The organism is Bacillus sp. FSL L8-0193 (assembly GCF_037976065.1).
Classification (GTDB): Bacteria; Bacillota; Bacilli; order Bacillales; family Bacillaceae; genus Bacillus; species Bacillus paralicheniformis.
Map to the genome: position 1 here is coordinate 1963996 of NZ_CP150261.1, position 14575 is coordinate 1978570.

The following is a 14575-nucleotide window of genomic DNA, read 5'->3' on the forward strand; positions in this document are numbered from 1 at the left end:
CAAATAGTTGGTTTATATGTTAATATATTACTTGTAAATATAAACTATAGGAGGTTGTTTTTGGTATGAAAAGTATGAAGACTAGGGTGTTAATGGTTCTTTCAGCATTTGCACTTCTAACCACAGTAGTATTGACTACGCCAGCGGCTACGGTACAGGCAAAAAATGCAACAGAAAGTTTGATCAATCATCAAGAAGTTAGCAATGTCGTGCAAAATGTTGATGAAAAAGACATGGAAAAATCGAAAAAGTTTGTAGAAGAAGCATTGAAAACCAATGAGAATTTTACATATTCTGTAGACCGTCAAAAAGCAATCCAAATTGGTTTTGCTGTAGATCAGGTAACAAATATGGCGATGTTTTATGAAAACTTGCCAACAGAACAAGTGAAATTTTTAGAGGAAGGGAAACAGGTTGCGGTAAAAGGCGATAATCAAATCAAGCCTATGTTTGTGCCTGCGTTACCTTGGGTTGTTTACATTTCATTGCAAGAATTAATCGCACTTTTGACAGCACTTGGATTAGCGGGAGTGGCACAACAGTTTTTAAAAGATGTTTATACACATGGGATCAAACAAGCATGCAAAAAGTTTTCAAAGAAACATAAGAAGATTAAAGACTTCTGTAAAAATAATGGATATCCTACGAAGTAAGAAAAGCTCCTGGAAATATTCCAGGAGCCTTTTATAAATAAATCGTACAAAAACCCGCAAAAACACCCATTACGAAGTAATCGTTACTATCTAATTTCTTACCGTTTTTAACAAATACATTTAAAGCCCAATTCAATTTTGTACCATCAGCCGTTTTTGTAATCAATTTTTTGCTGATACTGTAGTACATTACTTTGAAGAGGGCGAATGCAATTGTACCGAACAAATAGAACAAGATAAACTTACCAAAAAACAAAAGCATTGCTGGTCACTCCCACTTTTTGAATTCTTCAACCAACAACTTGATTTTACCAAAAATGTTTATAATAGAAAAGGAGACGTTTGTAGCATCTTCACCTGTCAAAAGAGGAATTTTTTCGTGATAACTATAGACTTGAGTATACAGTTTGCAGCAGGACTTGACGGCATCAAAAACAAGCTCGAAGCACCGGCTCCGATCGACCGCAACATCTATGTGATGACAAAAGAAGAGCGCCTCGAAAACGGAATCGTCGACCTTCCTGCGACGCTCGCAGATGCTCTCGAAGAATTCAAATCAAACGAAGTCATGGTCAAAGCCCTCGGCGACCATCTATTCGAACACTTCGTCGAAGCAAAAGAAATCGAATGGGATATGTTCCGCACACAAGTCCACCCTTGGGAGCGCGAACAGTATATGTCTCAGTATTAATTTAGGAATCCCCTTGGCACCGGTGGTGTCAGGGGGTTTTGAATTTTGGTCAAAAGATTGGGTGACCAAAATATGACCAAAAAAATTTGAAGTTTCAATCTAACTCCATAATCGATGAGACATAACCTTCGTAATCTTCGATTCTATCTTGGTCAAGTTTCTTACTGATATTGGGAGTAAACATCAGCTGCTTTTCTTAATATATTTCATGTCTGTACCTGAATTCCAAGAGTAAAACCACGTGTGTTAGGCGAAAAGTGTGGTCAGCTTGGAATGACGCGGCAAAAGTGACCAAATACTGATTGGAATGAATATGTTATATTTAGGGGAACAATAAGCGAAGGGGAAACTATTAAATGTTTGAGTTGGATAAGATGATAAACAAAGTAAACGGCCTTAAAGAAGAGCACGCAAAGGGAACCCTTAAGGTTATTTGCGGAAAACTGGATAATCTAAAACACGCGGGTGGTCAATATACAGAGAAAGAATTTGTTGAAGATATTCGATCAATGATTGAGGATTTTCCAGAATTGGATAATAAAGAAGAGAATAATGAATAAAAAACCCTTCTTGCAAGAAGGGTTTTTTTTATAACAATACCACACCGACGACATATACGATCGATTTAGTTATAAACAATTTTTTTAAAACGGGAGGTTTTGAAAAAGCGAAATAGTAATAACTAAGGTTGATAAAGAGCCCAAAGATATCAAAGATACAATTTTTCGGTTGTTTTGCTTTTTTGGAGATTTACTTAATTCATAGATTAATGCACTCCATAAAAGTATGGATGCCAAAATAATAATACTCATATACACATAATCCTCCTTTTTATGGTTAACATTGTCATCGATTTTACCACATTTAGGATTGAGATGTCGATGAAATAAGCATCTTTATTTCATTCTTTGACTGAAGAACAAAACCGTTTGTTTTCAACTCGGACATTATAGTTCCTTCGGAGTTCTCACTATGAACACTGGCATTCACTTACTCTCTAGTATGAGTTCCTTATTGAAATGTCTTTATTTCTTTTGTTGTCGAAAATGAAATGAAAACCTATCATATCCAGAACAGAAAGAGGCATTGAAACAAAAAGGTTAACAAAATGAGGTTGCAAGCTGCAGCCTTTTTAGTTTGAAAAAAGTTAGTACAAATGGAAAGAAATCATCCAACACACTGTTGGTCGGCATCTTTAAAGTGACAAACGCATGAAATGAAAGGAGCGGCTGTACGTCAGGTTCAGGAAACGTTGGCTGTTCTTTAGCCCTAAGAGAGCAAGGTATTGACGGCAATACGGTCAGAAAGCGGCGGGACCGTCACTGATGGTATTTACGGGTCTAAGACAAAAAATAGAAAAGTTAAATTACACAACAATTAATAGAATGAAGTATAAGCAGATAAAAATTTTGAACGAAATCTGTTGAGTTGAAGGGAAATTAAATTGGTCTTGAGGAATAAAAAGCTGATTTAAGAGGGAAAGAAACAATGCTGCTGAAAAACAACTATTGACATATGTAAGTAAATAGAATAAATTAATCATTGTTATAAAAAACACCTAATTTTATCATAGCACACAAGATATAAAAAGTCAATGTTTTTTTAAAAAAAGATGCTTTTGAAAGGAAGAGAGGTTATGAACTTATCTCGTTTTTTGAATTCCATTCAATTATCCCCTCAATCAAAACCTATGATGGAACTGCTTGAATTAAATGAAAAAACAAAAGAGCATGGCTTGATCTTAACACCCAGCGATATCAAAACATTAATCGTTTATAGAAATAAAGTGCTTCATGATCATGGACGTATAGAGCTGGGGATTGAAGTACTAAAGGAATTAATTGAGGTGTTTGCTGCTTCGCCCTATATGGATGAGGATCATGATGTCGAAACGTTAATCGAGCTTCAGGAGATTTTTTATTATCTCAGAAATGAAACAGAAGATAAGATAGGTGACATGAAACTGATTCATCAGATGATGGAGTGTTTTAACGGACCTTCTGCGGGGTCTTTAGAGTTATTAAGAAGTAAAATGGAGGAACTCGCGGAGAGTTTCAGAAGAAATACGATGAGAAGTGAGTCTTTATATAAAGGTGATGAATAACATGGGAAAAGAAAATACTTTAAATCGCTATGATTTGGTTTCAAATTTTACGATTGATAAATCAAAGTTAAAGCAAAGCCAATTTATGTTGTCGCTTCTAAAAGAAGGCCAAAGGGTTGGAGTTATTACCAGCGAAAAAGCTTACAAGATACAGGTAGAGATTATGCAAATCCTGCAACGATTGATAGGCCAGTATACCAAAGGGGAAAGTACGTCGGTTACTACAGAAACGGCGGAAGGGATTATGGTTTCCCTCATGTATGCAATAGATGCTTATGCTCTCCATTTTGAGAAACCTGAAGAGGTTATCGTACATTTACGTTCTGATAGTATAAAAAATATATATACCAAAGGTGTCGAATTACTTCACTGTTATTTTGAAGAAGCTAAACAATTGTATCAAGACGTAAAAAAATTAAAGTTAGATGTGCCTGTTGATGCTTATAATTTAACCATTGACGAATCGTTACCTGTATTTATGAATCATTATAATATTATTTTTGAAGCTCAAAATACGATGGCGAGCATTGACTATCCTTTAGCTATTGACAACATGGAACTGCAAGGTGTTTTTTATATTAAACAGTATTTAGAGCGACTGCTGATAGAAACGAGATTCTGTCACTTTTTTAACCATCACGATCTAATGTATATCTTGACAAGCTTCGGGAGAATATGCCGCTTTAATTATCGCATAGAACTTTTTAATATTTTTGAGTTAATGATAAACAATGCTGTTTTTTCACTGCTATCCGGGGGCGAAGCCAATCAAGTCAGAATTTCTGAAGTTCAATATGACAGGTTGAGTCGGTTGTTAAGTGATTGCCATGCTGATAAAAGGGCAAACTTGATTAACGAAGCATTTGATCGGTTACAGCGGGATTTAAAGACAGATCAAACGATTACTGATTATATCAATTTGTATCGCAATGAATGTATTCAAAGGGTAAATAACGCTGCGGAAATTGATGGCTTCAAAATGTTGATCATCAGAGAAATTGAAGAGAGAGAAAAACCAATAGCGTTAATGTTAAATGAAAATGATCGCATGAGTGATATTGAAATGCGGAAATTGGTGGATTGCATCATGGAAAGAAAAAACACAGCAGAAAAAATATCGCTGATCCGCGATCATTTTGTTTCACTGCATGATTATTTGGATTTGCTAAATTCGGGATGTCTGTTTGACGACGAATATAACGCACTTTTTGCTACGCTTGGGAATTTTGAATTGGCCATTTTTGCGAAAATTGTATTTTATGAAGAATTAAGAGGGGGAATCCTCAATTTCATTGACATTGTTGCTGACTGCTCTGAAGCAAAGAGCGAGTGGGAAACATATTATATGAAATTTATTAAACAATTAGAAGATGAGCGCATTGCAACGATTGGACAGCTCATCAATGATATTGACTATGAGGAGATATCGTTTTATTAAGTTAAAGACGTTTTTATAAGTTTTTACAAAGGAGAGTCTAAAGAAAGACGAAGATAAATAACAGCACTCGATAAATGCAATCTTATCCCGCCAAGAAAGTTATTTTTCAACACAACTTAAAAGCTTAAAGTAATTCTACTCCAACTTGCTTAGTGAATTTTACTTTTATTCTCTCTTCTTCTCCAATACTTACAACCATGAAATTTTCAACTTTCTTAATGCTAGTTACGTTTTGAAAAACACCTGTAAATACCGCGAAATCTTTATAGGTTATATCCAGGCTGCAAGTTAGTTGATAAACATCCAGCGTCAAGATTAACTTGAAGTTTTGATTATCTTTATAAGTATAAATAAATTCGCCAGCCTCTGGATCATCAGCTATACTGGCTGGCTCACTCTCAAAAAGTTCTAGTAAATCGTATTCTTATATTTTATAAACATCCAAGTGACTCCTTAAAAATAGTGATATTACTGTAATAGCGTCTCTATTTTCACTTGAAACTACTTTAATCTCTTTTGTTTCATGGAAAAAGCATAATAATGAATAATTTAATACGAAGGATTTAGTAATAAACAAATTAAAACGGAAGTTTTTGAAAAAGCGAAATAGTAATAACTAAAGTTGATAAAGAGCCCAAAGATATCAAAGATACAATTTTTCGGTTGTTTTGCTTTTTTGAAGATTTACTTAGTTCATAAATTAATGCACCCCAAAAAAGCATGGATGCTAAAATAATAATACTCATATACACATAATTCTCCTTTTTATGGTTAACATCGGCATCGATTTTACCACATTTAGGATTGAGATGTCGATGAAATATTCATCTCTATATCATAGCATAATCAATCAAAATTAAAGGTGCTCAAGAGATTTCTTGAGCACTTTCATACATCCTGATCAGGCATTCATATCGCCTAACCCGGGACTATGTTCATTCGGTATTTCCGGAAGCACGGGGACAGGAAATCCTGCGGGAGGCTCTGTTACTTTTAACTCTCCGCCATTACGGCTTGGAGATTTTCCTTGATAGATTTCTCCGATTCTTGTCTCATCCAACCTGAAGTTAAACTGGGCATTGTGGTAGCCTAATTCAACAAACTTTCTGCACTCGGGATATTTATTAATGTCGTAATTCGGCACAGGAAAAAGGTTCGCCCAGTCAACCCCCAATGTCTCAAGGGCTTTGGCAAACGCATTTTGGTGAGCATTGTCGCGTACAATAAGAAAAGCAAGGGTCTCCCGAAATGTCTGATTAGAGCTCATTTCATAGATCCTTGTTTTTTGCAGCACGCCTGTCGACTCAAGAACCAAGTTATCCAGCAGGTCGGCAATTAAGTTTCCGTGGTTATACACCCAAGATCCATTCCACGGATTCCCCCCTGCATCAACGGGAAGAGAGCTTTGCGCCCCGATAATATAATGATGAGGATTAGCATTTTTAATCGCTTCATTGAGGGGAGCCTGATCTGCACCTTGATTGCCGGCTCCTTCGCCGCCTGATTCATCTAATAAAGCATTAATTGTACTTTGTACCAGTTCAACATGAGCAATTTCCTCTAAGAAAATGCCCCGGAGCAGGTCACGGTATTGTTTCTGTTTTCCCCTGAAATTTGAGCTTTGAAAAAAAAACTGCATCATCGTACGCATTTCTCCAAAATGTCCGCCTAAAATTTCCTGCAACACTTTAGCGGCTGCCGGGTCTGGCTTGTCCGGTTTAATGATATTTATAAGTTCCTCTTTGTAGTAATACACAACATACCTCGCTTTTAAATGATTGATTTCTTATATCATTTGTAAGAGAAGATAAAATATACAGATATTTTCTTCTCAGCAAGAAATAAAACCAGAATGAAAAAATCACAAATAAAACACGAAAAAAATATATAAACAAGAGAGCCGCAAAATAATTCCTATTTGAACCCGACTTATTCGAATTTTCGGAAAGAGAAAACGGCGAAATTGATAGACGGAATGGGCGGATTGATGAACTTACAAAAAATCCCCCTGGATTTTCAAGGTTTTTTTGTTAGTTAAACTGGTCCCGAAATGCTCATATCGATCATAAAAGTCTGGATTTTCGTTGGTAGTTCATTAGAAATGGGTTTTTATAGCCAGCGGCTAATTATTTGCGGATTGAAATTTAGTCCAGACCAAAAAGGACTTTCATAACCGAACATTGGAATGCTGGTTCCTTTTAGAAAAAGAATTGGCTATGTTGGTTTTAAAAGGAGAGAAACTTTTTTTGAAATCTTAAGTTCAGTCATGTCTGTCGTAATCGTTTATTAAAAACCTTAAACAAAGGTGTAGACACTGGTCAATGTACAATATCAGGATCGTACTAAAAAACAGCAATTTTCCAACACAAGCTACATATTTTATTCAGCATTCTATGCAAAGTTCCTCTTGAAAAAGAGATGACTACAACTTGTCAATTCTGTTCATTTTCCATAATTTCTGACTATCCACTATGTATACTGCATTTGGGGGATTATCATATACTGAGCTTAAATTATAAAAAGTATTCAACCAGGTTATTTTTGCATGCAGCTTTAGTAAGTTTATCAAGCAACTGTTCCCTGAATCCCTCTTCAATTACCTAAAACTACCTGTTAATTGAAATGGAATCCAGCGATTAAGTGAGCATTTGTGAGATAATCGTATAAAACCGAGGGAGGCGAAGTAACTTTAATCAAGTGTTGGCTTTTTACATAATCTTTGGCGTTTGCATTGTTACACAACAATACTATAATGGTATTGAGTGACATGGATCAAGAAGGTTAATTAAGTAATATGTGTAAATTATATTGAGTGAGTTTGTTTGTAAAATATGTAAAAAAATTGAACATTCTTACCTTCTTTATTGTCTTCACGTATAAATATTAAAATTATTTGAAAAAGAAGGGGCAATAGGGAAGGAGGTTGCTTTCGAAGGCGATTTCACGATTCGCCCTTCTGAGTCGTTCAGATGTCTTTGGATTTAAGGAAAGCAAAATTGAAGTCAATCTTTAGAATAGCCCTAATCCATATCCATTATTGTTTTCAGAGGAGGAATATTAAATGAACATTCGGGAAATCGAGCTTCCGGGAATCGGATATAAGTTTGAAATCTTTACAAAAAATCAGGATAAGTTGGTCATTGTAATCCATGATGACGGCCGCAGAGAAATTTATCATTTTGATGCTGACGATCATGAAGAGGTTTTGGTCAGTGCTACTTTTAATGATTCTGAAGCCAGAAAAATTGCAAGTATATTAGGAGGTATGGCATATAAACCTAAAGCTTTAGAAACTGTAGAATTTGCCTTTGACGATACAATCATTGAATGGTATCAAGTAGAACCCAATGCACCTGCTGTAAATAAAACGATTGGCGAAATTGATATTAGAAATAACTTTGGAGTTACTGTTATTGCTGTTAAGAAAAAGAACAGCAAAAAGTCACACAATCCGGGATCTGATACAGTTATTGAAGCTGGCGACACATTGGTTGTTTCAGGAGAAAGGCAGCAGATTAAAGAATTAATTAAAAAGCTGTTATCAACCTAAGGAGTGGAGATTATAGATGGATCACTTAGTATTTGAAGTTGGTACGGCACTTGTTATAGTTGCGATTGGGGCTGTTGTTGCAAATAGACTAAAGTTTTCAATCATCCCCTTTCTAATTATTCTTGGGATGATTGTAGGCCCGCATGCTCCGACGATTGGGATCATCGATTTAACATTTATCGAAAGTAATGAGATTATTCAATTTCTAGGCCGAATAGGTGTGCTTTTTTTACTTTTCTATTTAGGGCTTGAATTTTCCGTTGGCAAACTGGTCAAATCAGGTCAAAACATCGTAGTAGGCGGCAGTATCTATGTAGCCATTAACTTTATTTTAGGTCTCCTGTATGGATTAATCGCAGGCATGCCTTGGATGGAAACACTCATTATTGCTGGACTGCTTAGTGTATCTTCCAGTGCGATTGTAGCCAAAGTTCTTGTCGATTTAAAAAGAACAGCGAATCCAGAAACAGAGCTCATCCTGGGGATTATTTTATTTGACGATATCTTTCTGGCTTTATTTTTAACAACTGTATCAGGAGTTTTGCTTGCAGGGTCTACATCCTTTCTCGGTATCTTCACCTCTGTACTTATTTCTGTTGCTTATATGTTACTGTTCTTTATTATCGCTCGAAAAGGAGCTTCGTTATTAAATAAATGGTTAAACATAAAATCAGATGAAATTTTTATCATTGTGATATTCTCGATCTTATTTTTTGTTGCGGGATTTTCAGAAACGCTTCACGTGGCAGAAGCGATTGGTGCCTTATTGTTAGGTTTAGTTTTTTCTGAGACCGAGCATCGGGATCGCATTGAACATCTTGTCGTTCCATTCAGAGATTTCTTTGGCGCAATTTTCTTTTTCAGCTTTGGATTAAGTATTGATCCATCAACATTAGCAGATGCCATTTGGCTGGCATTAGGGGCAGCTTTACTTACGATAATAAGCAATTTTGTGGCTGGAATGATTTCTGGACGGAAAGCGGGGCTATCCCATAAGGCCTCTAGTAATATCGGATTAACCATCATGGCTCGGGGAGAGTTTTCTATCATTGTAGCAAATTTAGGGGTCGCTGCAGGATTAAATCCTATTTTAACTCCTTTTACCGCGCTTTATGTTCTCATTCTGGCAATTTCAGGACCATTTATGGCAAAAGAAAGTAAGAATGTTTATAAACATTTAAACAAAATTTTCAAGTGGAGCAAACCTCCGGAAAAGAGCAAAATGAAAACACCCATTTAATCTATATGCCTATCTTCCGTAGCGGCATCAGCTATTTCTCTTAAACTTACACGATCAACATAAAATTTCAATTCGTCGCTTTTCTTCAATAAAAATCAATTTCTTTCTTCTTTAAAAAAGCTACGTTGCTTTGCACTATTGGTGTGAGAGCTGCAGCGGATGACTTCACTGTATACATTTACTTTTTTGTTTTATAGAAGCTTAGGCTGATACATTCGGCAACTGGGGCCTCGAGCGATCCTGCTTCATCCTATTTCAAAGTAGAGCCGCAATTGATTGTGAAATCATTCTCATTAATGTTTTGCGGCATCCTGCTTGCCATAATGGGGGACGTAAAGCAATAAAATGAATGAACTGCAGTCGCCATTGGTTACTAAAAAGGCGGATACAAATAGAAGTGTTAGACATCATCCTTCCGCTATGCAGTAAATTAAGCTATTAGTTTGGCATTTTAGAACGGCGTCTGTCATTAAACTACTGATTGAAATGTAAGGGAGTAAATTATGTTTTTAATAGGTTTTGCTTTGGCGTACTTTATCAAGCAGCCGATATTAAGTTTTGGAACGGTTTTTCTTTTCATCTATGGACTTAGATTTTCTTCCAAAGGTATTAATGCTGAAAAACATGATTACTATATCAACCTATACAGACTTATATTTTGCTTTATAATACCTTTCCTTAACTTTTTTATGTATTGGTCAACAATAGGTGGAAATGCGGGATTCGGGTTTACGTTTAGTCCGCTTACCATACTGCAAAAGCTGTCTTTCTTGTCACAGGTTATCTTGATATTCTTACCCGAGATTTGCAAATTTTTATCTCGTAAAAACTTAATTCAAATTGATGAAAAGAAGCAAAAATTAGCATCAGCTTTTTATCCAATTGCTTTAATCCTAACAATTTGTATGGCGTATAATTAAGGGGCTTAAACAGCGGCGTTGCTCTAACAAAAAATATTGAAGTTGCGAGAGGCAAGCGATAAGAATATAAAAGCAGTTTGTGAAAGTTAAAGGAGCTCCTCTTTTGGCCAAACGTCTCGTCCATAAAAGCGCTATTACTAAAATCTTCAGGAGGGCAAAAAGTGTTTTTTGCAAAGATCATCGATCGTTTAGCTTTATATGATTTGCACAGAAAAAGAAGTAAAGATCAACATTTTTCCGCTTTTTCATTGAATTTGATTGACAGGGGGGAATTCTATCAAGCAAAAGCGGCTGATGTCGCCATTATGCTTCATGAATCAAGAAAAAACTATTTGGCTGGACATTTCAGCTATGAATCTTTAATTCCATCCGGGGACCCTGTCAATGATGCTTTAAAAGGCGAGGTTTTTTTAAATAAAAATGATATAAATCAGCCTAATGTTATTTTTGTGCATGGCTGGCGAATGGATTCATACGACAGAATAAAAAAGATATTTCATGATCGTATCATGAACGATTTAGGCTGGAACATGTACTACTATCCTCTTCCGTATCATTTTGAAAGAGAGCCGGAACATTCACTTTACAGCGGAGAATTGATGATAAGCGCGAATTTGAATCGTACGGTTGATTCGGCGAGACAAGCTATCGTCGATTTACGGGCTCTCATTCACTGGATAAAAGCAAATAAAAACGGCCCTGTTATTATAGTGGGCGTCAGTTTAGGCGGGTGGATGACAAATTTACTGGCTGCCCTTGAGACTGAAATCGACATCGTGGTATCGATATTTTATGCCAATCGTCTTTCTTATGCGATATGGAATACCATCCCGGGTAAATTCATAAGAGAAGAATTGGAACAGCACGGTGTGACATATGAAGATTTACAAACATATTGGGAAATTACAGATCCCAGCCAGGCTGTGCCGAAAGTTAATAAAGATAATATTTTGCTGATTTCCGCGGCACATGATCAATATGTTCATATACAGGATGCTGATGATTTGTGGGAAAGCTGGGGGAAGCCCGAAAGACGTCTCTACAATTGCGGCCATGCCGGAATTGTTCTTTGCCGCAAAAAGCTGGCATTAGATACGATTTCTTTCATCCGAAAAAAATTAAAGCAGATTCATAAGTAATTTCAATATTAATAAGCGGGCAATTTCCAGAATGCTAAATCATTATATAGGAGGCTTTTTATGTACTTTGTTTCCGGATTTGTTTCAGTTTTGTTTGGTCTCGTCATGCTATTTATCTTACGGTTGTTATCTGTTGCTTTTCCTCATGATATAACTGATGCAGCTGGCAATGATGAAGCTTCAGCTTATTTTCAATCATCTGTATTATTTTATCCGGTGCTGCTGCTTATTTTAGGCGTAGTCTTGATTATCGTTCATTTGCGAACAAATGATAAGGAGAAGGATTAGTTCAAAGGGGAGTGAAAAATGGCTAATCCGTAATATTGGGCCAAGGTGAGCGGAGTGGTGAGACAGTTTGTTTCGATCTAAACATACTATCTCAAAAGTTTATAAGTTCACATCTGATGAATCAGATATCCCAATGAAAATGAGAAAAGCCCCTTCCATAGCAATGAGAGTAGAGGGAGAACTTGAAATCAAAATAAATGAATTACATATTTCAAAAAAATATCGCCTTATTGGAATTTTATGTTTCTCTAAATGAGTGGATTAAAAAGATCAAGAAAAAAACAAAGTTATGGAGTATAGATATCACACCACGGAGTATGAAAAGGGCGAACCCATTATTTCATTGATACCATTTGATTATAAGGCTCGACTAACGACCATTTGGGAAACTCAACAATCATATAATGTATTCGACCTTGATTACATCACCGGAAAAATGGAAATTTTACACGAAAAACTTGGACGTGATATTGAACATCATTATAGGATTTCATTGAAAAGCATTGTTGGTAAGATCCCATTAAGAAAATATTGATTTATCCTAAAGGCTAAAAACAGGGGCCGAGTTTAAAAACACCTTATCTGCGATGTGAAAATAAAATGCATATTCTAAAAGAAGCGGGTATATCAATGGCTATGAACGACGAATCACAATACCATTGATATGGAAGCATCCAAAAAAGGAGAACAAAACAATGAACTTTTGGCACGAGCGCTTTCAAGATGAGAACTATGTGTATGGAACGGAACCGAATGCGTTTTTGGCAGATTCGCAGAAAAAACTTCAATTGTCGGGTGATGCTTTAGCCATTGCAGAAGGCGAGGGGCGCAATGCGGTTTTTTTAGCAGAACAAGGGATGAACGTCACGTCATGGGATTATGCCGAGTCAGGGTTGGAGAAAACGAAAAAGCTTGCTGAAACCCGTCATGTATCGGTGAAGACGGAGCTTGTTGACTTAAATGAAGCGTCTTGGAATCAAGGGCATTGGGACGAGATTGTATGTATTTTTGGACATTTTCCAGAAGAGCTGCGCCGAAAAACACTTCTTGGAGTAAAAGAAGCCGTGAAGCCCGGGGGATTTTTCGTGACGGAAGTGTATTCGACGCACCAAATTCCTTACAAAAGCGGCGGGCCGCAGGATCCGGAGCTTTTATATACACCGGAAGAATTTTTACAAACCTTTTCAGATTGGCGTATTGTCCACTTTTTTATGGGGGAAGTCGTTCGTCATGAAGGGGCTTGGCACAACGGCCTGTCTCATGTCATTCAATTTATTGGTCAAAAGCGCTGAATACTCCGGGGAAATATGATTTTAAAAAGGTGCCGTTTATGGCGCCTTTTTTGCGTAACTTTTTTCACCGTCATCACTACTATTGTGATGAAAGCGGGGGAAATGATGAAAAACAAAAATGGACTCAAACGGCTGCTGATGATCAGCAGCGCATTTCTGCTTTTAATTGGCGGGGGATATGTCAGTGCAATGATCTTCGGAAAGAAAGTGGTGTATGAAGGAGAGGGGGAAAGCGGTCTGTGGCATGCTTCGATTGAGAAATCAGATAAAACGTCAATCGGGCCTAATTATTTTTTGAATTTGTATTGGGATGGCGCGAAAGAAGATGCGAAAAGAACGATTGTGAAAACAATCACCTTATACATAGACGGCAAAAAGTATGATGATAGAGGAGAATACGATCTTTCTGAGTATACCGGAGAGGAAATGGATGACGGAGGCCATATGGAAGATCATATCGCGACTTTTGATTTTATGCTTGAAGAGGATGTCATCGGGCATGCGTTATCAGTCAAAGTGGAGTGGAAAACCGGAGATGAAGAGAACGCAGAAATAATGAAATTAACCAAGATTCCGTGGTATAAATGAAACGACAATCACTGAATAAGGAAGTGATTTAAAATGAATGAAATTGAGATCAGAAGGCCGCAAATTGACGACGTTGAAGAGCTGAATCAGTTTTTCAGAATCGTGGTCGAGGATACTTTTGCTAAAGAGGGGATATCCGATCTGCTTGATCATCAAGAAAGTGAAATTGAAAGTAAGAGGCAATACTTGAAAGCAGACTTAGACAGCAAAGGGAAGAGCCGGCATTTTTTTATCGCTTCAGATCAACGTCTGAATAAAATCATCGGTACAATCGAATATGGCCCTGCAAGCGAATTGATCGATATTTGTACGGATGGGGCTTTAAAGGATTTATATGAGGTAGGGACGGTATTTGTCCACCCGGATTATCAAAGACGCGGAATCGGGTCTTTGCTGTTCAACGTTATGTTTTTGACCTTTCTGAATCGGGGAGTGAAGGAATTTTGTTTGGACAGCGGTTATCCCGGTGCACAGAAAATATGGAAGAAGAAATTCGGCGAGCCTGACTATATGCTGAAGGATTATTGGGGGAAAGGATATGATCATATGATTTGGAGGAGACGGACGAAGGATATGCCGATTGATACAAGAACATCAATAACGTAATCATCCTTTATATTCCTTATGCGTTTTAACGATAAAAAGAACTTTTCTTGAATTTATTTTTAAATA

The 14575-nt window shown here is 36.7% G+C and carries 13 protein-coding genes and 2 pseudogenes; 12 read left to right on the forward strand and 3 right to left on the reverse strand.

Features of this window, described 5'->3' with window-relative positions:
• Positions 1–65 precede the first annotated feature (65 nt).
• The gene (locus MHH76_RS09915; RefSeq protein WP_023857619.1) at positions 66–653 is read left to right on the forward strand and encodes a hypothetical protein; all 588 of its coding nucleotides are present in this window, start codon (positions 66–68) and stop codon (positions 651–653) included.
• A 31-nt stretch (positions 654–684) separates the two neighbouring features.
• On the opposite strand, the gene MHH76_RS09920 is transcribed toward MHH76_RS09915, so the two are convergent.
• A complete protein-coding gene (locus MHH76_RS09920) occupies positions 685–915 on the reverse strand; it encodes a hypothetical protein (RefSeq protein ID WP_023857618.1) in 231 nt (76 codons plus the stop codon).
• Between the two features lie 147 nt (positions 916–1062).
• Between MHH76_RS09920 and MHH76_RS09925 the strand changes: the two are divergent.
• The 4 genes and pseudogenes from MHH76_RS09925 to MHH76_RS09940 form a co-directional block, all read left to right on the forward strand.
• Positions 1063–1344, forward strand: a pseudogene (locus MHH76_RS09925) (type I glutamate--ammonia ligase); the annotation flags it as partial.
• Between the two features lie 356 nt (positions 1345–1700).
• Positions 1701–1904, forward strand: a complete 204-nt coding sequence (locus tag MHH76_RS09930) for a hypothetical protein (protein WP_023857616.1) — start codon at positions 1701–1703, stop codon at positions 1902–1904.
• A 1076-nt stretch (positions 1905–2980) separates the two neighbouring features.
• The gene (locus tag MHH76_RS09935) at positions 2981–3448 is read left to right on the forward strand and encodes a DUF6323 family protein (protein ID WP_020451555.1); all 468 of its coding nucleotides are present in this window, start codon (positions 2981–2983) and stop codon (positions 3446–3448) included.
• 1 nt (position 3449) lies between these two features.
• On the forward strand, positions 3450–4886 hold the full coding sequence (locus tag MHH76_RS09940; protein ID WP_043054322.1) for a DUF6179 domain-containing protein: 1437 nt from the start codon (positions 3450–3452) through the stop codon (positions 4884–4886).
• A gap of 124 nt (positions 4887–5010) precedes the next feature.
• Here MHH76_RS09940 and MHH76_RS09945 read toward each other — a convergent pair.
• Together MHH76_RS09945 and MHH76_RS09950 are read right to left on the reverse strand one after the other, a co-directional pair.
• Positions 5011–5327 (reverse strand): annotated as a pseudogene (locus MHH76_RS09945) (hypothetical protein).
• Between the two features lie 460 nt (positions 5328–5787).
• Positions 5788–6642 carry a manganese catalase family protein gene (locus MHH76_RS09950; RefSeq protein WP_020451558.1) on the reverse strand — a complete coding sequence of 285 codons (855 nt, stop codon included), beginning with the start codon at positions 6640–6642 and terminating at the stop codon, positions 5788–5790.
• A gap of 1305 nt (positions 6643–7947) precedes the next feature.
• On the opposite strand from MHH76_RS09950, the gene MHH76_RS09955 reads away from it, so the two are divergent.
• The 7 genes from MHH76_RS09955 (at position 7948) to MHH76_RS09985 (ending at position 14509) form a co-directional block, all read left to right on the forward strand.
• Positions 7948–8436: a cation:proton antiporter regulatory subunit gene (locus MHH76_RS09955; protein ID WP_020451560.1), complete on the forward strand. Its 489-nt coding sequence runs from the start codon at positions 7948–7950 to the stop codon at positions 8434–8436.
• A 16-nt stretch (positions 8437–8452) separates the two neighbouring features.
• Entirely contained in the window at positions 8453–9676 is a 1224-nt protein-coding gene (locus MHH76_RS09960) for a cation:proton antiporter (RefSeq protein WP_020451561.1), read from the forward strand.
• 1081 nt (positions 9677–10757) lie between these two features.
• On the forward strand, positions 10758–11735 hold the full coding sequence (locus MHH76_RS09965; RefSeq protein WP_020451563.1) for an alpha/beta hydrolase family protein: 978 nt from the start codon (positions 10758–10760) through the stop codon (positions 11733–11735).
• Between the two features lie 60 nt (positions 11736–11795).
• Positions 11796–12023, forward strand: coding sequence for a hypothetical protein (locus MHH76_RS09970; protein WP_023857612.1), 228 nt, complete (start codon positions 11796–11798; stop codon positions 12021–12023).
• Positions 12024–12718: 695 nt separating this feature from the next.
• Positions 12719–13315 carry a class I SAM-dependent methyltransferase gene (locus tag MHH76_RS09975; RefSeq protein WP_020451565.1) on the forward strand — a complete coding sequence of 199 codons (597 nt, stop codon included), beginning with the start codon at positions 12719–12721 and terminating at the stop codon, positions 13313–13315.
• A 105-nt stretch (positions 13316–13420) separates the two neighbouring features.
• Positions 13421–13903 (forward strand): DUF4944 domain-containing protein, encoded by a 483-nt coding sequence (locus MHH76_RS09980; protein WP_043054323.1) that lies wholly within the window; start codon positions 13421–13423, stop codon positions 13901–13903.
• A 33-nt stretch (positions 13904–13936) separates the two neighbouring features.
• Entirely contained in the window at positions 13937–14509 is a 573-nt protein-coding gene (locus MHH76_RS09985; protein WP_023857608.1) for a GNAT family N-acetyltransferase, read from the forward strand.
• The last annotated feature ends 66 nt before the right edge of the window (positions 14510–14575 follow it).

Coding starts and splice junctions, on each gene's coding strand:
- MHH76_RS09920 (WP_023857618.1), bottom strand. CDS start 915: ATGCTTTTGTTTTTTGGTAAGTTTATCTTGTTCTATTTGTTCGGTACA.
- MHH76_RS09970 (WP_023857612.1), top strand. CDS start 11,796: ATGTACTTTGTTTCCGGATTTGTTTCAGTTTTGTTTGGTCTCGTCATG.
- MHH76_RS09930 (WP_023857616.1), top strand. CDS start 1,701: ATGTTTGAGTTGGATAAGATGATAAACAAAGTAAACGGCCTTAAAGAA.
- MHH76_RS09975 (WP_020451565.1), top strand. CDS start 12,719: ATGAACTTTTGGCACGAGCGCTTTCAAGATGAGAACTATGTGTATGGA.
- MHH76_RS09960 (WP_020451561.1), top strand. CDS start 8,453: ATGGATCACTTAGTATTTGAAGTTGGTACGGCACTTGTTATAGTTGCG.
- MHH76_RS09940 (WP_043054322.1), top strand. CDS start 3,450: ATGGGAAAAGAAAATACTTTAAATCGCTATGATTTGGTTTCAAATTTT.
- MHH76_RS09980 (WP_043054323.1), top strand. CDS start 13,421: ATGAAAAACAAAAATGGACTCAAACGGCTGCTGATGATCAGCAGCGCA.
- MHH76_RS09915 (WP_023857619.1), top strand. CDS start 66: ATGAAAAGTATGAAGACTAGGGTGTTAATGGTTCTTTCAGCATTTGCA.
- MHH76_RS09935 (WP_020451555.1), top strand. CDS start 2,981: ATGAACTTATCTCGTTTTTTGAATTCCATTCAATTATCCCCTCAATCA.
- MHH76_RS09985 (WP_023857608.1), top strand. CDS start 13,937: ATGAATGAAATTGAGATCAGAAGGCCGCAAATTGACGACGTTGAAGAG.
- MHH76_RS09955 (WP_020451560.1), top strand. CDS start 7,948: ATGAACATTCGGGAAATCGAGCTTCCGGGAATCGGATATAAGTTTGAA.